General features: G+C 41.9%; 20 protein-coding genes. 7 read left to right on the top strand and 13 right to left on the bottom strand.

Annotated elements, in window-relative coordinates:
- Positions 1-8 precede the first annotated feature (8 nt).
- A complete protein-coding gene (gene rnc, locus WHS63_RS03280; protein ID WP_445203874.1) occupies positions 9-803 on the top strand; it encodes a ribonuclease III in 795 nt (264 codons plus the stop codon).
- 35 nt (positions 804-838) lie between these two features.
- On the opposite strand, the gene WHS63_RS03275 is transcribed toward rnc, so the two are convergent.
- The 6 genes from WHS63_RS03275 to WHS63_RS03250 all read right to left on the bottom strand — a co-directional run bounded on the left by WHS63_RS03275 (position 839) and on the right by WHS63_RS03250 (position 8285).
- Positions 839-1402: an L-threonylcarbamoyladenylate synthase gene (locus tag WHS63_RS03275; RefSeq protein WP_445203873.1), complete on the bottom strand. Its 564-nt coding sequence runs from the start codon at positions 1400-1402 to the stop codon at positions 839-841.
- Positions 1392-2453: a TDP-N-acetylfucosamine:lipid II N-acetylfucosaminyltransferase gene (locus WHS63_RS03270; protein WP_445203872.1), complete on the bottom strand. Its 1062-nt coding sequence runs from the start codon at positions 2451-2453 to the stop codon at positions 1392-1394. Before WHS63_RS03270 ends, WHS63_RS03275 begins: the two co-directional genes overlap by 11 nt.
- Complete coding sequence (gene rffA, locus WHS63_RS03265) at positions 2453-3586, bottom strand: dTDP-4-amino-4,6-dideoxygalactose transaminase (protein ID WP_445203871.1); 1134 nt, start codon at positions 3584-3586, stop codon at positions 2453-2455. Before rffA ends, WHS63_RS03270 begins: the two co-directional genes overlap by 1 nt.
- Positions 3573-4343 carry a GNAT family N-acetyltransferase gene (locus tag WHS63_RS03260; RefSeq protein WP_445203870.1) on the bottom strand — a complete coding sequence of 257 codons (771 nt, stop codon included), beginning with the start codon at positions 4341-4343 and terminating at the stop codon, positions 3573-3575. The genes rffA and WHS63_RS03260 overlap by 14 nt, the downstream gene beginning before the upstream one ends.
- On the bottom strand, positions 4340-5968 hold the full coding sequence (locus tag WHS63_RS03255) for a glycosyltransferase family 2 protein (protein WP_445203869.1): 1629 nt from the start codon (positions 5966-5968) through the stop codon (positions 4340-4342). Before WHS63_RS03255 ends, WHS63_RS03260 begins: the two co-directional genes overlap by 4 nt.
- A gap of 100 nt (positions 5969-6068) precedes the next feature.
- On the bottom strand, positions 6069-8285 hold the full coding sequence (locus WHS63_RS03250; protein WP_445203868.1) for a sodium-translocating pyrophosphatase: 2217 nt from the start codon (positions 8283-8285) through the stop codon (positions 6069-6071).
- 405 nt (positions 8286-8690) lie between these two features.
- Between WHS63_RS03250 and WHS63_RS03245 the strand changes: the two genes are divergently transcribed.
- Positions 8691-9617 (top strand): magnesium transporter CorA family protein, encoded by a 927-nt coding sequence (locus tag WHS63_RS03245; RefSeq protein WP_369490930.1) that lies wholly within the window; start codon positions 8691-8693, stop codon positions 9615-9617.
- Here WHS63_RS03245 and WHS63_RS03240 read toward each other — a convergent pair.
- The 5 genes from WHS63_RS03240 to purD form a co-directional block, all read right to left on the bottom strand.
- Entirely contained in the window at positions 9614-10000 is a 387-nt protein-coding gene (locus WHS63_RS03240; RefSeq protein WP_445203867.1) for a response regulator, read from the bottom strand. The genes WHS63_RS03245 and WHS63_RS03240 overlap by 4 nt on opposite strands.
- 2 nt (positions 10001-10002) lie before the next feature.
- Positions 10003-13836 (bottom strand): PAS domain S-box protein, encoded by a 3834-nt coding sequence (locus WHS63_RS03235; protein ID WP_445203866.1) that lies wholly within the window; start codon positions 13834-13836, stop codon positions 10003-10005.
- Between the two features lie 118 nt (positions 13837-13954).
- Positions 13955-14488, bottom strand: a complete 534-nt coding sequence (locus tag WHS63_RS03230) for a 3'-5' exonuclease (protein WP_445203865.1) — start codon at positions 14486-14488, stop codon at positions 13955-13957.
- 73 nt (positions 14489-14561) lie between these two features.
- Complete coding sequence (locus WHS63_RS03225) at positions 14562-15557, bottom strand: DUF6427 family protein (protein WP_445199569.1); 996 nt, start codon at positions 15555-15557, stop codon at positions 14562-14564.
- Between the two features lies 1 nt (position 15558).
- Positions 15559-16860, bottom strand: coding sequence for a phosphoribosylamine--glycine ligase (gene purD / locus WHS63_RS03220; RefSeq protein WP_445203864.1), 1302 nt, complete (start codon positions 16858-16860; stop codon positions 15559-15561).
- Between the two features lie 145 nt (positions 16861-17005).
- Between purD and WHS63_RS03215 the strand changes: the two genes are divergently transcribed.
- From WHS63_RS03215 to WHS63_RS03205, 3 genes are all read left to right on the top strand, one after another.
- Entirely contained in the window at positions 17006-17491 is a 486-nt protein-coding gene (locus WHS63_RS03215; protein WP_445203863.1) for an RNA polymerase sigma factor, read from the top strand.
- A gap of 4 nt (positions 17492-17495) precedes the next feature.
- Complete coding sequence (locus WHS63_RS03210) at positions 17496-18533, top strand: hypothetical protein (protein ID WP_445203862.1); 1038 nt, start codon at positions 17496-17498, stop codon at positions 18531-18533.
- A gap of 212 nt (positions 18534-18745) precedes the next feature.
- On the top strand, positions 18746-19816 hold the full coding sequence (locus WHS63_RS03205) for an outer membrane beta-barrel protein (protein ID WP_445203861.1): 1071 nt from the start codon (positions 18746-18748) through the stop codon (positions 19814-19816).
- 190 nt (positions 19817-20006) lie between these two features.
- Here WHS63_RS03205 and WHS63_RS03200 read toward each other — a convergent pair whose 3' ends face one another.
- Entirely contained in the window at positions 20007-20393 is a 387-nt protein-coding gene (locus WHS63_RS03200) for an endonuclease domain-containing protein (RefSeq protein ID WP_445203860.1), read from the bottom strand.
- A 168-nt stretch (positions 20394-20561) separates the two neighbouring features.
- The gene (locus WHS63_RS03195; RefSeq protein ID WP_445203859.1) at positions 20562-20744 is read right to left on the bottom strand and encodes a hypothetical protein; all 183 of its coding nucleotides are present in this window, start codon (positions 20742-20744) and stop codon (positions 20562-20564) included.
- A gap of 465 nt (positions 20745-21209) precedes the next feature.
- On the opposite strand from WHS63_RS03195, the gene kdsB reads away from it, so the two are divergent.
- Both kdsB and WHS63_RS03185 read left to right on the top strand, forming a co-directional pair.
- A complete protein-coding gene (gene kdsB, locus WHS63_RS03190; RefSeq protein ID WP_445203858.1) occupies positions 21210-21974 on the top strand; it encodes a 3-deoxy-manno-octulosonate cytidylyltransferase in 765 nt (254 codons plus the stop codon).
- A gap of 188 nt (positions 21975-22162) precedes the next feature.
- Positions 22163-23758, top strand: a complete 1596-nt coding sequence (locus WHS63_RS03185; RefSeq protein WP_445203857.1) for a M20/M25/M40 family metallo-hydrolase — start codon at positions 22163-22165, stop codon at positions 23756-23758.
- Positions 23759-24156: the final 398 nt, after the last annotated feature.

Below are 24156 nucleotides of genomic sequence, written 5' to 3'. Positions count from 1 at the left end.
ATTTCAACGTGTTAAAATTCTTAAGTAAACCCATACGTCGGTTACGCTTAACGGCCGCCGATAAAGAATTTTATCAGAATCTTAAAAAAATTTTGGGGTTTGCCCCCGATAATCTTGATGTTTACAAGCTGGCGCTGGTTCACAGGTCAGCTTCTCTTATTATATCACCTGGTCAAAAGGTTGATAATGAAAGGTTGGAATACCTTGGCGATGCCATCCTCGATGCCATTGTGGCCGACTATCTATTTGCTGAATTCCCCAATAGCGACGAAGGTTTTCTCACTAAGATGCGGGCAAAGATTGTTAGCCGCAACAACATGAACCAGCTTGCAATTAGTATTGGGCTTCCTGAGGTGGTGAAGGTAAATAATGGTGCCCTTAACCACCAAAAGTATATTTACGGGAACGCCCTGGAAGCTATTGTGGGAGCCATGTTTATTGATAAGGGATTTAAATTCACCAGCGATGTGGTGGTTAACAACTTCCTCCGACGCCATATCAATCTTGAAGAGCTGGAAAACATTGAGCACGATTACAAGAGCCGTATTCTGGAAATTGCTCAAAAGCTTCACATTAAGGTTGCCTTTGATACCCACGAGTACGGCGATAATAAGCAAAAACCACAGTTTGAGGCAATCCTACTCTGGAACGGTAAAGAGATTGGCCGTGGCCTGGGCCAATCGAAAAAGGAAGCGGAACAGCAAGCCTCAATGCAAGGAATTGACTTAGCCGAGGGCGAATTACAAAGCGAAAAACAAAAGGAAGATACACCGAACGAAGATCCCAAAAACGAGCTAATTTAAACCCTTTGGCCACACCGCTCTGCACAAGGTTTTGTTTACTCCCTAATAATTCTAATCTGGTTACCTTTCCACAAGGCAATAATCGATGATGGTTTTCCGGTTGATTCTGTATCAATAATCTTAGGAACCACATAGTCAACCCCCGATACTATTTCCCTGGGAATAGCTTCGAAATTCTCTGGGAATGGCGAGCCGCAAATATTTGCAGAGGTTGACACTATTGGACGGCCAAACCTTGAAATAAGCTGCTGGCAGAATTTGCTCTGGGTAACACGGATGGCTATCGTTCCTTTTTCACCGTAAACCGATGGGGCAAGATTCTTTCCCTTATCAAACACAAGGGTAAGCGGTTTATCGGATAATTCAATTAGATCCCATGCCATTTCGGGGATATCCACCACATATGAAGGGATTCGGGCTGGCAAATCAACCAGAATAACAAAACCCCTACTATCGTTACGTTTTTTTAACGTCATGAGTCTGGTCACAGCCTCTGGGTTGGTGGCATCACAGCCCAGCCCCCATATGGTATCGGTGGGGTAGAGGATAATTCCGCCCGAGCGTAAAATATTTATTGCATCTTCTAATTTAAATTTCATTATAATTGAATATGCGATTATATTGTTCAACTAATCTCTTTTCTGAAAACACATTGTATGCTAGTTTAGAATTATATAATCTTTCGTGAAAATTTAAAGTTTCTAAATCTTCAAACGACGAAAAATTTTTAAGTTTAAAACCCTTTTCGGTTAGCATATTCCATGTTGTGACCTCCTTTCTTAAATATATTGTTTTTCCCATAGCTAATAATGTTATTATATTTCCCATTCCTTGTTGTCGCCAATTGTTAAATATGGCAATATCGATTTTACTAAGTAAAGATTTGTAGTCCGCTAAAGACATAAAATCGAGCAATGGAAAAAACTTAACACCAAATATGTCTTTCCCTATTGTTACAACTTTTTGGGCATATATTGAATCGCCATAGGATAAAGGACAATATATTTTTATGTTGAGATCTTTGAATTTACTTAATTTATTAAAAGCATCAATATGCCTGTTTGATTCGTGTGCAGAATTGCCAATCAATATGTTTAGTTCCTTTTTATTTTCATCATTACTTATATAATATGTAGTATTAATAACATTGCTAGGATAAAGCAGACAATCAAAATGGATACCATTAAAACCAAATTCTCTTTTTGCTATTTCAACATCTCCTTTTACATAGGTTAACACAAACTTTAATCTTTTTAGTATGGAAGAAAATATCTTGTTTTCTAAATTCTTCTTCTTTTTATTGTGAATAGAATCCAATTTATAATATAGATCTCCACCCCAAAGAAGCCAGTAACTCTTTCTTAAAAATTTTGGAAATAGAAATAAAAAGTTAACCACTTTTGCCTTAGATAGACTATGTAAAAATATTATATCATATTTATTAAAGTACTTGTATAAGGAAATGTGAAACAAAACAGGTATTTTATAAAACTTTAGTTTAATAACGTTATTGTAGCATGGTTCATCACCAGCCATTTTAAGATACAAAAAGAGATGGTTTTCAGGATTAAAATTCTTATTTATGAAGTGTATATAATCTTTGAAAAACTTTTCAGGGAAAACAATGTGTAATACTTTTTTTTCGCTCATTATTGCTTAGTTTTAAAAAAATCAATAATTCTTTCGGAAATAAAATCGACTTCTGAAAAGGATAGTTCATAATAAAGAGGTAACCTTAAAAGGCAATCGGAATACCAATCGCTATTAGGCAACTCTCTACCATCATGTTTATTAACATAAAAGGGGCTTTTGTGAAGGCTTTGGTAATGAAAAACAGCCATAATTTCATTTTTCTTAAGATAAGAAATAAGATTGGTTCTATCTTCAAGGCTCTTGCAAACTAAATAAAACATGTGAGCATTGTTGGTTGAATATTTAGGGATATAAGGGAGATCAAAGTATCCTTCAGATTGAAGAAAACTAAGGTTTTGATAATATCTATTCCATAAATTTATCCTTTTCTCTTGAATTAACTCAATGTTTTGGAGTTGTGCATAAAGAAAAGCAGCGGTTATTTCGGATGGCAAAAATGAAGAGCCAATATCAACCCATCCATATTTATTAACTTCGCCTCTAAAAAAAGCAGTTCTATTTGTTCCCTTTTCCCATATTATTTCTGCTCGTTTATTATATTGAGCATTATTCACAACCAATGCTCCTCCTTCTCCAGATATAATATTCTTTGTTTCATGGAATGAAAAACAAGCGAAATCGCCAATAGTTCCAAGCGCTCTATCTTTATAATAAGAATCTATAGCTTGAGCAGAATCCTCAACGAGAATTAGGTTGTGCTTTCTACATATACTTTCAATTTTTTCCATATCACAAGCAACTCCTGCATAGTGGACAACAGCAATGGCTTTTGTTCTCGGAGTTATTAGTTCTTCTAGGGAGTCAGCATTAATATTTGGATGATAATGTGAACTATCGGCAAAAACAATTTTAGCCCCTTGCCTAACAAATGCCAAGGCTGTAGAAACAAATGTAAATGAAGGTATAATTACCTCATCGCCCTGTTTAATCTGTGAGAGAATTGCTGCCATTTCAAGAGCATCTGTACAAGACGAGGTAAGGAGCGTTTTGCCAAATTGATATTTTTCACATAAAAGATTCTGACATTTGCTTGTAAATACTCCATTCCCAGATAATTTCCCTGCTTTTAATGCCTCTTCTATGTAAAGTAATTCTTTTCCTGTTACAAATGGTTTGTTAAAGTTTATCATAAATCCTCCAGTAATGATATATGTATTGTTCTAAATGTATTTTGAAACCATTTTTCTCATAAAACCTGCATGCAATGTGGTTATCTTTTTGGGTGTCTACATAAATGCTCGTAATATTCCTAAGCAAAGCCTCATTTATTACCTTTTTGATTAAGTTACTACCAACCTGCATCCCTCGATAATTTTCATCAACTCCAATTAAACCAATACGACATGAGTTTTTGTCAAATTTTACTGTTACAAAACCAACAATCCTATCATTAATCGAGTAAACAAAAATCTCATCACAATTAATTTTTTTAACCGAGTTTTCTATCCAAGTTTTATATAATCCCTTAAAAGATGATGTATCAAAATAAGAGTCTGTTTTAAATCTTGAATATTCACCTGTTTTATAGGCTAAATCTTCAAGTTCGGGGATAACATAAGTTTTATCATATACATTAATGTTGTTGGTAAAGTCATTAGAAATTTTACCTAATTTAAAATTAGCAAGATCAAGTTTATAGGTTCTCTTAACATCAACGAGTTTTAAATTTACATGAGATATAACAGGAATTTGGGTTAGAGAAAAGATATAAATTAAATCATAATCATTAATTTGGAATAATACCTCTTCGAAATTGTTATGAAGATTGATATTATTTAGTAATATTCTTCCTATCTTCAAATTAAAAAACCTACTATCCCATTCTAAATATTCAATTTCCAGTTTTAAAGATTCCATAGCAATAGTTTCAAGTAAAATTAACTTCAAATTTTTGATTTTATAATCCCATTGCTAGTCCACTGCAACTTTTTCCGTCTTACTTCCTTTCTAATCCTATTGTTTTTATCCCAGGTACTTTTTGTGCGGTATGGGCGAGGATGGTCAAGATGAACGCATACTGCACTATATCGAATTTGCTTTCCTTTAACTCCATAATTCATCAATCTTTCACCTAGTTCACGGTCAAGCCCCCCGTATTGCATGTCCTCATTGTAGCCATTAACAGCTATGATATCGGTTTTCCAACCACTTACATTATGGCCATTCCATGTGGGTTTTGTTGTTGTGATAACATTAAGGAATTTCTGAAGAAATGGTTTTTGGGTTAGCTTTAAAAATTTATAGGTAAAGGGTTGTTTGTTCTTTTTTAGCCATGAATATTTAAAAGGTAGTCCATTTTTAACATCGTCAAAGGATATTTTATCTGATACATTTTTTGTAAGTTTTAGGTATCCCCCACTAAGGAAAACGCCTTGCTTAGCATTTTTAATATGAACCTCAACAAAATCGTTTCTGGGTATGCAGTCCCCGTCAGTAAATATTAAGTAATCCGAGTTGGAATGTAGTATTGCCTTATTCAGAATTTGGCATTTTTGAAAACCATTATCGGGATGCCAAACATGAGTTATATTTAGGGTATTCCTTTTTTTAAATTCATCAATAACCTGCATAGTAGCTTCTCCTGATCCATCATCGGCTATTATTATTTCAAATTGTTTTTCAGTCTGAAACTCAAAACCCCAAAGGGTTTTTCTTAACCATTCAGGTTGATTATAGGTGGTTACTATTACTGAAGCCAATGGCCTAAAACTTGCAGGAGCATTTAAAATATTGACAAAAGGGTAGGGTTGCCTTTTTCGGTTTATTTTGTAAAGCCTACGCAGTTTAGCATATTTGACAAAGCAATGCTTAGCTAAAAGAAAGCTTATGAGAAAACCATTGAATCCTGAAAGGAAACCTGTACGGATAAAGTATGAATGAATAAACCTCCATGTGGTATGAAAAATCATCTTAATGTATCCTGATTTTTTCCCCTGGTAATAGTATTCCTGTGCTGAAATAGTGGAGTACCGGTTTACTTCATCAATATGCTCCTCGTATGTCTGGTAGCGCCAGTGTAGCAAATGACCTTTTAGGGTTTGAACTTTAGCGTTATGGTCCATTTTTACTACTTCATGTATATTGGCACCCTGCCACCTTCCCTTACGACGATCGAAAAGCCTAATTCTTTTTTCAGGGTACATATCAGTATGGAACAACCATTTACCACAGTAATTGTTTAAGCGAATAAACTTGTACCCATCAAATTTCCAGTTGCATTTTACTTGGAGTACTTCTCTTTCAAGTTCTACCGATAGGGCTTCGTCGGCATCAAGTGCCAAAATGTAATCATGGCTTGCTTGTGATACTGCAAAATTCTTTTGGTCGCGAAAGCCTTCAAATTTATGTTTAATAAAGCGAGTTCCTAAGTTTTGACATATTTCCTCTGTTCTATCGGTTGAGAAACTATCAACAACTAGTATTTCATCTGCTACGCGTTGAACTGAACGAATACAACGTTCTATATTCTTTTCTTCGTTAAGGGTAATAATTACTGCTGAAATTTTAACCATTGTAATCTAAGGAGTTTTGCAATTGTGGCAAAGGTATAATTTTTTACGAATCAAAAGACCCGACTTGCGCCGGGTCTTATTTTATTTAGGTATTTAAATTTTACAGTAAGCTAAAGGCTGCGGTTAACCCTGCCATTACAATTGATACCATGCTCATGAGTTTGATAAGGATGTTGAGGCTGGGACCCGAGGTATCCTTGAAGGGATCGCCAACTGTATCGCCTACAACTGCAGCCTTGTGGTTGTTGGAACCCTTGCCGCCAAAGTTCCCCTCTTCAATATACTTCTTGGCATTATCCCAAGCTCCACCTGAGTTTGCCATAAATATTGCAAGAACAAAGCCTGCGGCAAGACCACCGGCAAGTAACCCTAAAACACCTGCAACACCAAGTATCAAACCTGTAACAATGGGAATAATAATTGCTAGGAGCGATGGAAGAACCATTTCAATTTGTGCACCGCGAGTGGAGATAGCTACACAGCGAGCATAATCGGGTTCTGCTTCACCCTCCATGATACCTTTAATCTCACGGAACTGGCGACGAACCTCCTCAACCATCTTTTGGGCAGCGCGACCAACAGCGTTCATGGTTAAGCCGCTAAACAGGAAAGCCATCATGGCTCCGATGAAAACGCCAACAAGCACAACGGGGTTCATTAGGTTAACCTGGTAGTAGTTCATAAAGTCAACAATTGTTGCCTTTGCGGTTTCAATGGTATCGCCATTGGCAAGTGTAATTACATTCTCACCAATACGGATTAGCCCAATTTTAATCTCCTCAATGTAGGAGGCTAAAAGCGCTAGGGCAGTTAAAGCTGCGGAGCCAATGGCAAATCCTTTACCGGTAGCTGCAGTTGTATTGCCCAAAGCATCAAGGGCATCGGTACGTTTGCGAACCTCAGGACCCAAGTGGCTCATTTCAGCGTTACCCCCAGCATTATCGGCTATTGGACCGTAGGCATCGGTGGCTAGGGTAATACCCAGTGTTGAAAGCATACCTACTGCTGCAATACCAATACCATAAAGTCCGAGCTGTATGTTTTGGGCATCGAGCATGTGCTTAACATCGAAATTTATGGCCGAGAGGAATGCAATTAGAATTGCTATTGCAATGGTTATAACAGGTATAGCTGTTGATACCATTCCTAAACCTACGCCTGAGATGATTACTGTAGCAGGTCCTGTTTGTGCACTTTCGGAAATCCTTCGGGTAGGATTAAAGGAGTGTGAGGTGAAGTACTCCGTTGATTGTCCAATTATAATACCAGCCAGCAACCCTGCAACAACCGAGAAGGATATTCCTATCCAGTTCTGGAGGCCTAATGTGTAAAGGATCACAAAGGTAAGGATTGCAATTAGCGCAGAGCTTACGTTAACGCCCATACCCAACGAGCGTAGCAGATCGCGCATGGTTGCTCCCTCTTTGGTACGAACGATGTAAATACCCAGAATAGAAAGCACTATACCAACTGCAGCAATTAACATGGGCGCAAGGATTGCCTTGTACTGCATCTCAACTCCGGTTGCAACAAATGCCGAAGCCCCAAGGGCCGCGGTTGCAAGAATTGACCCTGCATATGATTCGTATAAGTCAGCACCCATACCGGCTACATCGCCCACATTATCGCCCACGTTATCGGCAATGGTGGCTGGGTTACGGGGGTCATCCTCCGGAATTCCTGCCTCAACCTTACCTACAAGGTCGGCACCCACATCGGCTGCTTTGGTATAAATACCACCACCCACACGAGCAAACAGCGCTTGGGTTGAGGCACCCATTCCAAAGGTAAGCATGGTAGTGGTTATTATGATTAGCTTATGGGAGCTATCGGGCTCATCGATAAAGTAGTTTAGAATAAGATACCACAACGAGATATCGAGTACGGCCAATCCTACCACTACCAAACCCATTACTGCCCCTGACCTGAATGCTACCCTGAGGCCATGGTTTAGGGAGTTCTTAGCAGCGTTAGCTGTTCGAGCCGAGGCGTAGGTGGCGGTTTTCATCCCAAAAAATCCGGCTAAACCGGAAAAGAAACCACCGGTTAGGAATGCAAATGGTGTCCATTTGTTTTGCACTCCCAGTCCAAATGCCAAGTAAACAAAAAGCAGCATTAGCACTATGAATACAATAAAAACCACCTTGTACTGCTGCTTTAGGTACGACATGGCACCCGTACGCACGTGCTGTGCAATCTTTTTCATCAGGTCAGTACCCTCATCTTCCCTCATCATCTGCCTAAAAAAGTGGTAGGCAAACGCCAGGGCAATCACCGACGCAATCGGTACAATCCAGAACAAATTGTCAATAATCATAGGTTTAATAATTTAGGTTGTTATTGATATATTTAGATAGATAATTTTCATACAAACATTTAGCTAATATACGAAGTGTAATTTAAGGTGAGTATATTCGAACAAAAAAAAGAGGTTGACTTAAAAGTTTTTTCATTAACAAATTTTATTAAAGGATGTTCGTAGAAAGATTCAATAGCCTTGGTTGGGAGCCGAACGATAATTCTGGTTTATTAATCAGCTAATGAATATTCACAAAAAAAGCATTACATTCATATTAGATGGTAGTATTAAAACAAAAAAAATTAACTTTGCACGGTCGGAAAAAAGTCAAATTTCAATATGGACGATTATCACCCTGATAGTTAACCCGGAATAGAGGTAATGTACTATACCTCTATTCTATAAAATTTGGAGGGATAGTACATGATTTCATTCTGGAAAAGGGACATTGGTTTACATCCAACCGCCGAATGGGAACCCTACTGCTGGGTAAACGTCGAAAATCCTACTAACGAAGAAAAACGCTATTTGCTCGATGAGCTCGGGGTACCCGATGCTTTCTACAACGATATTGAGGACGTTGACGAGCGCCCTCGTATTGAGTATGAGAACGGGTGGTTTTTTATCCTGATGCGTTTACCGTATAAGAATACCGATCTGAAAATTCCCTACACCACAGTCCCTCTTGGTATTATTTTTAAGGATGAGGTATTTGTGTCAATCAGTTTCTACCGTTGCGAGGTGATCCCTGATTTCATTCAATTCTCGGTTCGTAAGGGAATTTTAATAAAGGATCATTTCGATCAGGTACTCAGGATAATGCTATCGTCAAGTGTATGGTTCCTGAAGTACCTAAAACAGATAAACAACGATATTAAGGAGGCCGAAAACCAGCTTGAACGTTCCATCCGTAACGAGGAGTTACAGGATCTGCTTCGCATTGAGAAGAGCTTAGTGTTCTTTACCACATCGCTAAAGGGCAACGATATACTGCTGCACAGGATAAAAAACCTGCGTAGCTACCGCGATACCTATAATCCGGAACTTTTGGAGGACGTAGAGATTGAGTTGCGCCAGGCACAGGAAACTACAAGCGTTTACTCCGACATTCTAAGCGGTATGATGGATGCTTACGCTTCGGTTATATCCAATAACCTAAACATTGTGATGAAGCGTTTAACCTCAATCTCCATTGTGCTTATGATTCCAACGCTAATTGCTAGTTTTTATGGGATGAATGTTCCCAATAACATGGAAACTCATCCCTGGGCATTTGGTGCTATAGTTATTGCATCGATAACTATTTCGGTTTTTGCTTTGCTGATATTCATGCGGAAAAAGTGGTACTAATCAGCGGTTGTTCGGGTAGCTTTATTTACAGCTGTAATAATTTGATCAACCTCAAACGGTTTCTGAATATAACCGCTTACCCATCCCTCGTTAATTGCATGGTATATTTCGGGTGAAATATCGTAGCCTGTTAGGATGAAGCAGGGTATTCCCGGTTTTACCTTTGCTGCCTCACGGGCAAATTCAAGCCCGTTCATACCAGGCATTTTCATGTCGCAGAAAATAACATCGATGTTTGGGTTTTGGGTAAGTTTTGTTAACCCATCGGCACCGGAGTTGGAACTTATTACCTGGTAATACCTCCGGAAGTTTACCTCAAAAAGCAGTACGTTTGTTGGCTCATCGTCGATGTGGAGCACGCTGATATTTCCTGTTGCATCCATGGCTAGCTTGATTTAGGTAAAACTACTGTAACTTTTGTTCCTTTGCCCCTTTCGGAGTGTATGTTAATATTTCCTTTGTGTTCCTTTATAATGTTGTAAGTGATGGATAACCCCAGCCCTGTTCCCACTCCGGGCTCCTTGGTGGTAAAGAACGGATCGAAAATCTTTGGCAGATTTTCATGGTCAATTCCGCATCCGGTATCCTCAAAAATTACCCTACACGTTTTGTCCGTTGATTTTGTTGTTATGGTTATTTTACCTGTACCATCGATAGCTTGAATGGCGTTGATGAGAATATTCATGAACGATTGGTGTATTTGGCCCTCGTTACAGTAAATACTTGTTGAATCCTCGTCGTAATGCTTTATGATCTCAATTCTATCGCGGTACTGATTGGAAAGTAGTATCAGACAGTTGTCAATCACCCTGTGTAAATCAACATTTGAGTGTTTTGTATAGTCGGCACGGCTATACTGGTTAAGGCTTCTGACAATCTGGGCTGAGCGTTTAACTCCTTCCTTGATAGCATCAACTAATGGCTGTAGCTCGCTTTTTTGTGCTTTAAACTTATCGTTGATAAATCCCTCAATGGCAATAATGCCTCCCTGTATGAAATTCAGGGGGTTATTTATTTCGTGAGCAACCCCAGCCGCAAGCAAACCAAGCGATGCCATTTTCTCCGATTGGATTAGGGTTTGCTGAGCGTTCTTTAGTTCTTGTAAGGTTTCTATTAGCTTTTCGCGCTGATTGTAAAGTTCCTCGTTGGCTGAGGTTAGCTCCTCGTTTACTGCCTCAAGTTCCTCAGTACGTTCTTTTACAAGTAGTTCCAAGTGGTTTCTATAGGTTTCAAGTTCCTGTTGGGTTTTCTTTATTTCTGTAATATCGATGGAAATCCCCCTTAACCCAACAACTATTCCGTTATCAACTATAGGGGATGAGTACACAAGAGCAGGGAATCGTTCGCCGTTCCTGCGTTGTGCTGGGTACTCAAGCCCAGGTGCAGTCTCCCCCTGTAGCCGTCGTTTAAAAAGCCTGATAGTTTCTTCCCTAAATTCAGGAACAATGGTTTCAAAAATATTCACCCCTTTTTTAAAGTCCTCATAGGTGTAACCCATACTTTCCAGTCCATACTTGTTCACAAAGGTTACCATTCCGTTTAGGTCAATTTCCCAAATGGATTGGGGTAGGAGTTCGGTAAGTTCACGGAATCGCCGCTCGCTCCGTTCAAGCTTTTCCTGGGCTTGTTTTATTTGGGTGATATCGGTGATGGTTCCTATATAACCATTGATTCCATCGGCATTTTTTTCGGGCAAAGCATTGCCCAGAACCCAAACCACCGAACCATCGGGTTTTAGGAATCGGTATTCGGTTGATGAGCTTTCCTCTAAGTTAACCCTTTCGTACCAACCATCGAGTATCTTTTGCCTATCTTCCGGGTGAACAGCCTTAATCCAGTCATCGCCTTTTGCTTGTTCGGGTGTTAATCCGGATAGTTCGCACCACTTTGGATTAACATAGGTGGTTTTACCCTGAGCGTCGGTTCGGAAGATGCCTACGGGCGACATGTGGGAGAGGGTCTCGAAAAGCATCATGGTTTCATGGTATGCTTTTTCGGCTTTTCGGAGTTCGGTGATATCGACTATTGCTCCAATAGAACCAGTTACAGCACCCTGAGCATTGTAAACTGGTGCACCGCTAACCATGCAATCGACCATTCGGCCATCTTTGGCCTTGAACTGCATTTCGTAAACATTCTTTATCCCCTGTTTCCGTTGATTATTTGCCTCAACTATTTCATGTCGCCTTTGCTCAGGAATTAAAAACTCATTTCCTACTTTCCCAATTACCTCTTCCGGCTTATATCCAAACATCTCTGTAAATCGGGTGTTCACAAATAGTATACGGTCGTTGTTATCGACCATCATAAGCGCCTCATTCAGGCTTTCAACTACAGTTCTATAGAGTTGTTCCCTTTCCTTGATTTCTTGTTCAGCCTTTTTCTTTTCGGTTACATCAATTAGAATCCCTCTAAGCCCTTTAGGGATATTGTTCTCGTAAACAACGCTTGAGAATATGTTGGCTGGGAAAATTGAACCATCCTTTCTGAGGGCAAGGTACTCCTCGTCAGATGTTTTACTTTCAATAAAGAGTTTTTTAATATTTTGGGCAACCCTCTGCCTGTCTTCAGGGGCAATGAGGTCGATAATGGTGATGCCCTTGTCCAGATCCTCCTGGGTATAGCCGAAAAGTTTGAAGCCAATGTTGTTGGCATAGGTAAATCGCGCATTTAGGTCAACCTCCCAAACAACCAGGGGTAAAAGGTCGGCTAGTTCACGGAACTTACGCTCGCGGTACTCCAGTGCTTGCTGGGCAATTTTCCGATCGCTAACATCGCGGACTACAGCAAGCACCGTTTTTTTACCGCTAATAAAAGTGAACTTAAGCGATACCTCAGACCAGAAAATTGAGCCATCGGATCGTTTGCTTTGCCATTCAAAAACAGCACTACCAGCCTTTATTGCTTGTTTTATTCGTTCCTGGGCTCCATTAGCATCGTATGGTTCAATTCCTGAGGAGAAAACATCGACATGCTTACCTATTACCTCTTCCTTACTATGTAATCCATACATTTTAAGCATCTGGTCGTTTACATCGATAATTACTCCTGTTTCGGCGTCGTGAATAAAAATTGCCTCACTGGTAGAGTTGAAGATTTCAAGGTAGTTTTGGAAACTTTCAACCGCATTGACTTTCTGTATCTCTGCCTCACAGAGTGCATCCTCGATACGTTGCTGGTATTTACGGCGCTCAAAGATGTTGAGAACGAGGTATAAAATGAGCAGTATACCTATAGCCATAACAAAGGTTGCCACCCATACCACTTGCCTTGAACGTGACGATGCTTTTTCAATTGGTATTTCGCTAATTACCATCCAGGGTTTATCGCTCAGGTATAGGTTAATTGGATAGTAAAACCGAAATACTCTTTCTTTTAGGTAATTTGAATAGGTTTCAGCAGAAACTTCATTTCCCATAAAGGCCTTGACGGTATAGGCACTATCGGCTCTACTCTCTTCGAGGTAAAAATTTTTCCGAATTTTAGTAGAATCGGGATAGCTAACAATTAACCCTTTAGGGGAAACCAAGTATAAAAATCCGGTGTCGAAAAGTTTTACTGAAGATATTGCATTCTGTAGAAAGCTAAGATTTATGTCAACCCCCACTACACCTAGGAAGGCTGTATCGCTCATTATGGGAACGGAAATGGTACATCCAAAATACAGATTGCTATAGTTGGTGTACCTGAACAGGTATGGTTCTGAGAGAACCGCACTTTGTTTATGTTTTGCATCGGTATAATAGAACGACTGATAATCGGTGCATGGAACAATCTCAAAGTATAATGTATCATTATCGCGAAAGTATGTAATCCCGAAACGTCCATTGCAAGGGTATTCGTTACTTTGCTTAAACTGGAAATCTTTTCCATCGTAAGCATTGGGTTCCCATAGAACCCAAGCCCCCAAAATATTAGGGTTGCTGGTAAGAACGTCCTTTAAAAGATTCTTAATATCGTTGCGGGTTCCATTTTTCTGCTTCAGTATTAATGCACGTTGCTGAATTGAATTAGCAACTACATAGGCTGCAGTGAAATAGAGCTGGGTTTCGCCTGCAGTTTGACGAAGCACCTCCTTTGAGACCTCCTTGGACGATTCATAAATGTGTTTACGCTGAGTTACTGCCAGGTAGATAAACATGAAAATAAACACACTGGCTGTAAGCAAGGCTGCTAGTATTGCTGAATAGGGATGTGAGTATAGTTTACGAATATTCATTTTATTCGTAGGTATAGTTTCCTATACGTAAAGATAGGATATTTTATATGGAAAAAAATTTGATTGAGCCGATAATTTTGACCAAAAGCGTTTTAGCTAATACCAGAGCAATAAAATGTTACCTTTTGGCTTTAACAAAAGGGGTAAAATCACCGTTAGTTTCAAAAAGAATTTTCTCAAAGAGTTTTGTTGTAGCCAGTGCATCACCAGCAGCCCTATGGCGATTCTCAATTTCAATTCCTAAAGTGTTGCAAATGTTGCCCAGGCTGTATGAGCCGTATCCCGGGAAAACCCGTCGGCTAAGCTTAACGGTACAGAGCACTTCGCGGTGATAATCATAGCCCAAGCGTTTAAACTCCGCCTGAATAAACCGGTAATCGAATGGTGCATTGTGGGCAACAAATACGCAATCCTGGGTAAGCAGTACCACCTCACGAGCAATTTCGTAGAACTTTGGCGCATTGGCCACCATTTCATTTGTGATACCCGTTAGCTGTGTAATGTAGTATGGGATTATGGTTTCAGGGTTAACCAGTGTTTTAAATTCGTTGGTTATACTATTCCCATTGTGAATGTAAATGGCAATTTCAGTTATCCTATCGCGCTGCCAGCTACCGCCCGATGTTTCAATATCAACTATGGCATATTTCATTTACATAACAGTTAAGGGTATTGCTACCAGTGGCATATGAACTCGATATACCCCAATACTAACAAATTTTTTTTCAAATCAGCATTACAACCTGAACCACTATCGCACCAATAATTGGTAACCACAGCAAAAGTTCGTTCCAAAAGTTCTGTTTAGCATCAGCAAAATACGACGACATGATGAATGCTGAGGGTATAGCAGTAAAGTAGAATATCTCATACGATACACCTGGAACTAAAAAGAACGAAACAACCCCAATCAGAAAAAGGTAAAGGAAAATGGAGTAGTAGCGGCGAATGATAATTTTTTGAAAAGCCAATTTTTGATAGGTACCTATAAGCGATACCCCGAAGGGAATAGCCAGAAAACCTCCAAAAATCCAAAATAGCTTATCGTCGATAGCAGGTTCCGATTCGGTGAAAATACTTGTTACAAAAGCATGGTAAGGTTTAAGAATATCATCGTTAATAATGAAAAGTATAAGCATGTAAATAAGCCAGGGAACGGTAAAGGCGAATAGCAAAACAAACCATTCCCTAACATTGAAGGGGCGCAGTACTAGCAAAGTAAGTAGAGCCCAAACTGCAATAGTTATTGCAGGAGCATAAAGCAAGGTAGCCAAACCTATTGCTAACCCTGCCCTAAAAAGGTTGTCGAGGGGGGCGTTTTTCTGGTAAATGGCAAATAAATGATCGATGCTTAGCAGCACCAGGAATACCGATACCAGTGCCGGGTTTAACCGTTGAATAGGTAAAAAGGCCGCAGAGCATAGTGCATAAAACAGAATTGGCAGGTACGACCGATTCTTTAATATGATAAACTTATTGTTTAACACCAGCAGGTAAATTCCTGATATAAAGAAAAGGATTACAGCTGTTAGCTTGTACCCAATAGGGTAATGGCTAAGCAAATTTGCTACAGCTTGGTAGAACGGCATTGGAAAACTATCGAAAAGGAATGAGTAGGTTGGCGATTTACCCATAAGGGTAGTAAGCCAAGTTGCAAACAGGAGAAGCAAAATGAACACTAATGCTCCAAATCTACTTTTCTGGGCACTTTTGAGAAGCATACTATTGGTTTTGCAGTTTTTTTAAATCGTTGCCAATGTCGTTTCGGTAGTACAGCTTATCGAATTTGATGGCTTTAGCAAGGGTGTACGATTTTTCAAGGGCTTGGTCGATGCCGTTGCCCAGCGCCGAACAGGCAAAAACTCGTCCGCCAGCAGTAACCAGTTTACCGTTGCTTATGGAGGTTCCGGCGTGGAATAGAATAGCATTAGAGGGAATAGAAGCAGGTGTAGCTATTTCCTTCCCTTTCTCATATGAATTTGGGTAGCCCCCCGATACAACAATAACCGTTGTTGCGGTTTGGGAATCAACCTCAATGGATGCTTCCGATAACCGATTCTGTGAGCAAGCCAGCAGGGCTGCAAGAAGGTCGGATTTAATGCGAGGCATTACCACCTCGGTTTCCGGATCGCCCATCCTAACATTGTACTCAATTACGTAAGGATCGCCATATACGTTCATTAGTCCAATAAAAATAAAGCCTTTGTAAGGGATAGCATCGTTCCTGAGTCCATTTATGGTAGGCTTTACAATACGCTCCTCAACCTTTTTCATAAAATCCTGATTGGCGAATGGTACAGGCGACACAGCCCCCATACCTCCAGTATTTGGCCCGGTATCGCCGTCGCCTATACGCTTGTAGTCCTTTGCCTCAGGGAGGATTATGTACGAGTGGCCATCGGTTAGCACAAAGACCGATAGCTCTATTCCGCTCAGGAACTCCTCAATCACAACCTTTTGGCTTGCAGCTCCAAATTTACCCGCAAAAAACTCCTGGAGGTTTGCGCATGCCTCGTCGTACGATGGCACAATAACCACTCCCTTTCCGGCTGCAAGTCCATCGGCCTTGAGAACGTATGGGGGATTTAGGGTTTTAAGAAAATCTTTGGCCTGGTTGAACTTTTCCGCTGTAAAGGTTTTATACTGAGCGGTGGGGATTCCATGTCGGAACATGAACTCCTTTGCAAAATCCTTGCTACCCTCAAGCATAGCACCTAATTTTTGAGGGCCAATTACCGGTATATGCTTAACGTTACTATCGGATAGGAAGGAATCGTGAATGCCCTTTACAAGAGGTTCTTCCGGGCCTACAATCACCATATCAATTGCGTTCTGAACACAAAAGCTTTTAACCTCATCGAAATTAAGAGGGTTAATAGCTACATTCTGGCCGTGGTAGCCAGTACCGGGGTTGCCCGGGGCTATAAAGAGTTGTTCCAAAAGGGGACTTTGCGAAATTTTCCATGCCAAGGCGTGCTCACGGCCGCCAGAGCCAAGTAAAAGTACATTTAGTTTCTTATCCATCGTTCAAGGCAGGTGTTTGACTACAAAGGTAGTTATCGTTTTAAAATGGAAAGTGATTGGCGCAAAACAATTTTTTACTCAACGTTGTAACTTAAATGAAACTTAATCGTCATACATTTGAAAGTTGATAACCAAGTAACGGTTCATGACCGCCGAAGAGTTTAACAGATGCGTTGACTTATACTCCGATAGCATTTACCGCTTTGCGCTAAAGATGCTAAAGAATACCGATTTGGCAATGGATAACGTTCAGGATTGCTTTGAGCGGTTATGGGTAAAGCACCGCGAGGTGGACTTTGCAAAAGCAAAATCGTACCTGTTTACCTCCGCATACCATGCTGCCATTGATAGCATAAGGAAGGAAAAGCGGAAGTTAGAGTATGCAGGTGAAGCATTTTTTGAAGCATCAACCTCTAACGGTTATTCCGATGCCAAGGAGATAGTTGATAAAGCTGTTGAGAAACTCCCCGAAATCCAAAAATCGGTACTCCTGCTTCGTGATTACGAGGGGTACTCGTACGAGGAGATTGGCGAAATTACAGGGCTTAACGAGTCGCAGGTTAAGGTTTACATCTATAGGGCAAGGTTGTTCCTGAAGGAGCAGCTGGTAAGTATCGATAACTTGATTTAGGGCTATGACTATAAACCGAAATAACTACGAACTTTTTATCATCGATTACATCGATGGTAAGCTTAGCCCTGAGCTTACCGATGAGCTTATGGTTTTCCTGAATCAAAACCCCGATATTGCTCTTGAGGTTGAAGGGCTAGCCGAAATTAAGCTTAACCCAACTCCGGTTAAAGCACCAATGGCTAAGGAAACCCTAAAGCGATCGACCAGTTTAACCGAAAGCGGTATTACCGAGGCCGATTACCTTTGCATTGCCGAGCTGGAGAATGATTTAACGGCCCAAGAATCCTTGCAGCTAAACGAGCTTAAAAAAAATCACCCCGATATAGCAAGACTTTCAACCCTATACAGTAAAACCAAATTAATAGCAAACTCAGCTGAAATCTTCCCCAGGAAAGCCAGCCTAAAGCATACCCGTATTACCCCAACATTATCGCGCATTGCCTATGCAACCGCAAGCATTGCAGCTGTTCTGCTTATTGGTATCTACATAAACTCGTTGCTTATCAGCAGGATGGACAGCAATACACTGGTGGCAGTACAAAGCCCAACCACCACCCCTGAACAGGAGAATAATAAACCTGCAGAAACCATTGAGCTAACCAAACCAATTGAAAATACGGTTCAGGAAACAAGGCGTAAACCCAACTTACAACATTCCAAACCCGCCACTACAGTTAAGGTTGCCCAGGTTGCCCAGGTTACTAAAACCACTAATAGGGTAAGTGACGAGGAAATTGAACCAATAGCCACCATTGAGCCTCAGGTTACCCAAACAGCTCAGCAGGAGCCACAACCCAATATCAACATAAATAAAAGCAACAGCTTAACTGCTCATGGTTCTATTTCGGCCAAACAGGTTCAACCCCAAACAAAGGAGCTCACCATTGGCGATATCGCCCTTAAAGGCGTGCAAAAGCTTGCCCAATCGGTTGGAATAAATGTTGATGTGAAGCAAACCGAAGGCAATCAGGCAAAAAAGATTGTTGTTGAATCGAGGCTGTTGGCCGTTTCGGCAACAATTTTGCCAAAAGAGGAGTAATCCCAAATTTGACATTAGAAACACAAAAGCATTAAAACTTCTTTTTACTATTCCGACTCGTTCCTCTAAAAATATATCCGCCTCCCCATTTTTTATTAGCCTGGTTGAATTTGTTAATTTTTGGTGCTTCAGGTAACTACCCCTGTAACATTTTTCACATTCGGGCGTCGTATGGTAAAACAACCAAATGTTAAACTAAATCTGATAAAACAATGAAAAAGTTTTTACTTGTGGGATTGATGTTTTCCGTTATCGCCCAACTTAGCGCACAGAACAAGGAGGACATACTTCGTAATCTGGAAAATCCCGACACGCTCAAACAGCAAAGCGCACAAACCTCAAGCGATAAGCAACCCATGGTAATTGTTCGAAAAATTGTAAAGGTTGTTGATGGCGATTCAATTATTGAGGAACGTATCGACACCGTTACCTCGGTCAATGCTTTAACGGTTGATTCGGACAACATGGCTTGGGTTAACACCATGGGCGATACCATTAAGGCCGCCAAGGGCGATACAGTGGTAGTAAGACTCGGTAAGAAAAAGATGGTGATTGTTGATTCCAAGGACAAAACAGTGATTGAAATCCCTGAAAAGGGTAAAAAGTCCGATGAAATTATTGAGTACAAGGAGGTGAAAAAGTTTAAGGGACACTGGTCGGGTTTTGAGCTGGGTATTAACGGATTCATGGACAAGAACCAGTCCATAACGCAAACCGGCGATTTAGCCTGGATGGATTTAAAGCAGGCACGCTCATGGAACACCAACATCAACTTTACACAGTACAGCATTGGATTTGGAACCGATAAGGCAGGTCTTGTTACCGGTTTGGGTCTTGAGTTCAACGATTACCATTTTTCCAATCCCATTACCCTTAAGGTTGAAAATGGGGTAACCGTTGTGGATAGCTCCTATATTCAGGCCGGCTATAAGGTGGAAAAGACAAAGATTACCATGTCGCACCTAACTCTTCCGCTGCTCCTTGAGTTTCAGATACCCATGGGCGAAAAGCGTAAGGACAGAATTTACATCTCCGCCGGTGTAATAGGAGGGGTAAGGCTTGGCTCTCACACCAAGGTGGTTTACGACGATGGCTCACGCCATAAGGATAAAAACCGCGGCGATTTTAACATTGCTACCCTACGCTATGGGTTAACCGCCCGCATGGGTTATAAAGGCATCAGGCTTTTTGCCAACTACTACCCGGTTCAGCTATTTGAAAAGGGTAAAGGCCCTGAGCTCTATCCTTTCTCGGTAGGTCTTGTTCTGGTTCCTTTTGATTAGTTTACAGTTAGTGGTTAGGTTACAAAAGGCGGGTAAAACCCGCCTTTTGTAGTTGATGGTGTAAACAGACCTCACCCCTACCCCTCTCCTGATAGGAGAGGGGAGAAGCAATTTGGAAGCCTTATGTTGGAGAAAAAGTTTTGCTTTTCATGGGAGATCTAGAGGGGGGCTTTACACGTTGCACATTGTTTTATCTTCTTTTTAATTCGGTTATTTTATCAATAATCTTTGATTTGACTTTATTAATATTATACAATACTTCGTCATTCGAGAATCTTAAAACTACAACCCCATACTCGTTAAGATTATAACTTCTATTTTCATCGTACTCTTGTTGCTCAGCCTCTAAATGGTAGTCGCCATCAACTTCAATAGCTAGTTTGAACTCATGACAATAAAAATCAACAATAAAGTTTTCAATTACATGCTGTCTTCTAAATTTTACCCCAAGCTTTTTACTTCTAATTTCTTGCCATAAAACTTTCTCTGCCTCTGTTGATGAAATTCTTAAAGATTTGGCGTTTAACAGCAGTTCTCTCCTCCCATTGTAATACATATTAAATTTTGATCTAACCATCCTCGAACAAATTTGATTAATAAAGTTAAGCATACTGAATCTAAAAATCAAGAAACACTGACTAGTCCTTCTTTAAGAGTGTTATATGGAAATTTTGATGAGGAGTTTAAGTCTCCCCTTTCAGGGGAGATTTAGAGGGGTCATCTAGGTTAAATGTGGAAAACGGCTTCACCCCAGCCCTTTTCCCTGAGAGGGAATGGAGAGGAAGAAACAGGCAGTGGCATAAAAGCCAGACCCGACAATGGGTCGGGGGTGGAACGTTGCAGTGGGCTTTGTAAGCGATACCACATGAGTCACGCCGCAGGCGTGGCGAAAAGTATCGCGTGGCAGTTCCACCCGCGGGGTACCCATCGGGTCGGGCTTTTCAGCCTTGATTTTCTTTGGTTCTTTCTTGTATCAAGACAAGAAAGAACGTGTGAATAGCTCTTTACCATGCTTTCCCCTTGCGATGCAACGTTTCACCCTTGCTCTTTGGAATGCCATTGCGTGCATCGCCAAATTTTTTGAAACCACAATACCCAGGGTTAAAACCCTGGGCTTAGCTGATTTGCCCTTACAGAGCTGGAAACAGCGTTCGTTGTTTGTGAACAGAGATGGAACGCAAATGACACAGATTAGGCGGATTTACACTGTGATACCAATTTGGTTGATGGTTGATGGTTGTTCATTGTTGGTTGATGGCTTAAAAAACCACCTTAAATCATGAATCTGAAATCTGAAATCTGAAATCTGAAATTTTAAATCTTTATCCTTTATCCTTTGCACACTGCACACTGTACTCTATTTTTCCCTACCTTTGCCAAAACCGTTTATCAAATGAAAGTACTCGGACTTATTCCTGCCCGTTATGCATCAACCCGTTTCCCGGGTAAACCTCTTGCCATAATAGCCGGTAAACCGATGATTCAGTGGGTGTACGAGCGAGCATCGCAGGTTTTTGAGTGGTGCTACGTTGCTACCGACGACGATAGGATCAGGCATGCCGTGGAGGCATTCGGGGGTAGGGTAGTGATGACCTCGGAGCTACATAAAAGCGGCACCGACCGCTGCGCCGAGGCACTCGATATCGTTCAGTCGGAGCAGAATATTCAGTTCGATGTGGTGGTTAACATTCAGGGCGATGAGCCTTTCATTCAGCCCCAGCAACTCAGCCGTGTGGTTAGCTGCTTTGCAAACCCCGATGTGCAAATTGCCACCCTGGTAAAGCCCTTTATTCAGGGCGAGGATGTGTTTAATCCCAACAGCCCCAAGGTGATACTGAACCGAAACTCCGAGGCTATTTACTTTAGCCGTTCGGTTATACCTTTTATTCGCGGAAAAGAGCAATCGCTATGGCCGAACTCATTTAGGTATTTGAAGCACATTGGGCTATACGCTTACCGTTCCGATATTCTCCGCCGCGTAACCCGCCTGCAGCAAACCCCGTTGGAGTTGGCCGAATCGCTTGAGCAGCTACGTTGGATTGAGAACGGTTTCCGAATTACCGTAGTGGAAACCGACCTGGAAACCCTTGCCGTTGACACACCGGAAGACCTCGAGAAGGTAAAGCTCCTAGCCGATAGAATGCTGAATGAAAGGTAGTTGATGGTTGATAGTTGATGGTTGATAGTTGATGGTTTAAGAAACCACCTTCAATCATGAATCTGAAATTTGAAATCTGAAATCTGAAATCAGAAATTTTTATCCTTTATCCTTTAACCTTTATCCTTGAATAAACCTTTCCTCTTTTTCCTCATCAAATCCTTTAAACTCCTTTAAAACTTAATACCATGAAAAGGGTAGCTCTTGTTGTTTTGCTTGCCTTTGCGCAGCTTTTTGTTTATGCTCAAACCGATAGCGTATTAAACCGAATAATCGCCCTTGGGCAAACCGATAACCAAACCATGGTTTTGCTCGATGAGCTTTGCAACCGCATAGGTGGACGCCCCATTGGCTCAAACGCCTACGATAATGCCGTTAAGTGGGCTGCCTCAAAGTTTGAGCAGTGGGGCATGGATGTACTGGTTGAGGAGGTTGGGGTTTTGCCCGTTGGCTTTAACCGCGGCCCTTGGTTTGGCCGTTTGCTCTCACATAACGGTGAGGTTCTCCACTTTGCTACACCCTCGTACACAGCTGGCACCAAGGGCGTACAGCGTGGCCATGTGGTTCTGGAGCCAAAGTCGAAAAAGGAGCTGGAGCGTATGAAGGGTAAGCTGAAGGGGGCATGGGTGCTTATTGGTGGTGAGAACGACGGTTGGCCTATCGATTGGTCGGCTGAGGGCGATGCCCGAAGGGCTAAGATAATTGCCAAGAACGACTCCATTGAGGTTCTGAACGATTCCATCCGTCGGTTTAACTGGCAGAACCGCGACCGCAAAGACCTGCAAAAGGAACTTATCCCGCTGGCTGAGGAGCCTGCGCTCTTTTACCGCGAGATGGTGGAGGCTGGCATTCTCGGTATTATTCAATCGTCAAAGCTCCCAATACGCGTACTATACGACCGTAAGAACCTTGATAAGATGACCTGGGAAAACCTACCCCGTGTCCCCGATATCAAGCTCAATGAGCATCAGTATTCAACCATCAAAAAGATGGTGGAGGAGCGGCAGTACGTGGTGCTGGAGTTCGATATCCGAAACCATTTTCGCCCAGGACCAGTTCCATACCATAACGTTTACGGTATAATTAAGGGAACCGAGAAACCCGATGAGCTGGTGATAGTGGGCGGTCACCTCGATGCCTTTGATGTGGCCACCGGGGCATCCGATAACGCCTCGGGTGTGGTTCCAGCCATGGAGGCTGCACGGCTCATAATGAAGGCAGGGGGTAAACCCAAACGCACCATCATTGTTGCCCTGTGGGCAGGCGAGGAATTTGGCCTGCTGGGCTCAACCGCCTGGGTGCAAAAGTACCAGAGCCTGCTGCCCAAGGTATCGGCCATGTTCAACCGCGATGGCGGCCCAACCGTCCCCGTGAATATTAGTGTACCCAAGGCCATGTACAACGATTTCAGCGCCATTTGCCAGCCGCTGGCCACGGCCAATCCCAAGTACCCGTTTAAGGTGATTGAGGCTACGCCTCGTCCTAAACCCAAGCATGCCGGTGGCACCGATTCCTCGCCCTTCCAGATGGCTGGCGTACCCGCCTTTAACTTTGGCACCATCGACGCCGATGGGGTTGACTTTAGCTACGGCGAGATTTGGCATACCGAGCGCGACACCTACGAGAAGTGCCCGGCCGATTACATGAACCATGCCTCGGTGGTAAATGCCGTGGTGGTGTATGGCGTGGCCAACCTGCCGCACATGCTCTCCCGCGAGGGCCTCTTTGCCCCCGATGAACCCGCTCCCGCACAGGTGAAGAAGGCCAAGCCTAGGAAGAGTTGATGGTTGATGGTTGATAGTTGATAGTTGATCGTTGTTCGTGAATCGTTGTTCGTGGAAAGCGACCTCACCCCCGCCCCTCTCCTGATATGAGAGGGGAGAGGCAAGTAGGAAACTTTTTTGCAGGGTTAAAGTCTCCCCTCTCAGGGGAGATTTAGAGGGGTCATCTAGGTTGAATGTGTAAAACGACCTCACCCCCAGCCTTTTTCCCTGAGAGAGTATGGAACGGAAAAAGCAGGCAATGGCATAAAAGCCTGACACGGCAAAGGGTCGGGGGTGGAACGTTGCGGTGGGCTTTGTAAGCGATACCACATGAGTCACGCCGCAGGCGTGGCGAATAGTATCGCGTGGCAGTTCCACCCACGGGGTACCCATCGGGTCGGGCTTTTCAGCCTTGATTT

The organism is Tenuifilum sp. (assembly GCF_037481895.1).
GTDB lineage: Bacteria > Bacteroidota > Bacteroidia > Bacteroidales > Tenuifilaceae > Tenuifilum > Tenuifilum osseticum.
Note: the sequence above shows the minus strand (reverse complement) of the source record. Positions and strands in the feature narration are given on the sequence as shown.

Bases quoted from the DNA above. Each gene is read 5' to 3' on its own strand.
- WHS63_RS03275 (WP_445203873.1), bottom strand. From the start codon at position 1,402: ATGAAATTTAAATTAGAAGATGCAATAAATATTTTACGCTCGGGCGGA.
- WHS63_RS03270 (WP_445203872.1), bottom strand. From the start codon at position 2,453: ATGAGCGAAAAAAAAGTATTACACATTGTTTTCCCTGAAAAGTTTTTC.
- rffA (WP_445203871.1), bottom strand. From the start codon at position 3,586: ATGATAAACTTTAACAAACCATTTGTAACAGGAAAAGAATTACTTTAC.
- WHS63_RS03255 (WP_445203869.1), bottom strand. From the start codon at position 5,968: ATGGTTAAAATTTCAGCAGTAATTATTACCCTTAACGAAGAAAAGAAT.
- WHS63_RS03250 (WP_445203868.1), bottom strand. From the start codon at position 8,285: ATGATTATTGACAATTTGTTCTGGATTGTACCGATTGCGTCGGTGATT.
- WHS63_RS03245 (WP_369490930.1), top strand. From the start codon at position 8,691: ATGATTTCATTCTGGAAAAGGGACATTGGTTTACATCCAACCGCCGAA.
- WHS63_RS03240 (WP_445203867.1), bottom strand. From the start codon at position 10,000: ATGGATGCAACAGGAAATATCAGCGTGCTCCACATCGACGATGAGCCA.
- WHS63_RS03235 (WP_445203866.1), bottom strand. From the start codon at position 13,836: ATGAATATTCGTAAACTATACTCACATCCCTATTCAGCAATACTAGCA.
- WHS63_RS03230 (WP_445203865.1), bottom strand. From the start codon at position 14,488: ATGAAATATGCCATAGTTGATATTGAAACATCGGGCGGTAGCTGGCAG.
- WHS63_RS03225 (WP_445199569.1), bottom strand. From the start codon at position 15,557: ATGCTTCTCAAAAGTGCCCAGAAAAGTAGATTTGGAGCATTAGTGTTC.
- purD (WP_445203864.1), bottom strand. From the start codon at position 16,860: ATGGATAAGAAACTAAATGTACTTTTACTTGGCTCTGGCGGCCGTGAG.
- WHS63_RS03215 (WP_445203863.1), top strand. From the start codon at position 17,006: ATGACCGCCGAAGAGTTTAACAGATGCGTTGACTTATACTCCGATAGC.
- WHS63_RS03210 (WP_445203862.1), top strand. From the start codon at position 17,496: ATGACTATAAACCGAAATAACTACGAACTTTTTATCATCGATTACATC.
- WHS63_RS03205 (WP_445203861.1), top strand. From the start codon at position 18,746: ATGAAAAAGTTTTTACTTGTGGGATTGATGTTTTCCGTTATCGCCCAA.
- WHS63_RS03200 (WP_445203860.1), bottom strand. From the start codon at position 20,393: ATGGTTAGATCAAAATTTAATATGTATTACAATGGGAGGAGAGAACTG.
- WHS63_RS03195 (WP_445203859.1), bottom strand. From the start codon at position 20,744: ATGGGTACCCCGCGGGTGGAACTGCCACGCGATACTTTTCGCCACGCC.
- kdsB (WP_445203858.1), top strand. From the start codon at position 21,210: ATGAAAGTACTCGGACTTATTCCTGCCCGTTATGCATCAACCCGTTTC.
- WHS63_RS03185 (WP_445203857.1), top strand. From the start codon at position 22,163: ATGAAAAGGGTAGCTCTTGTTGTTTTGCTTGCCTTTGCGCAGCTTTTT.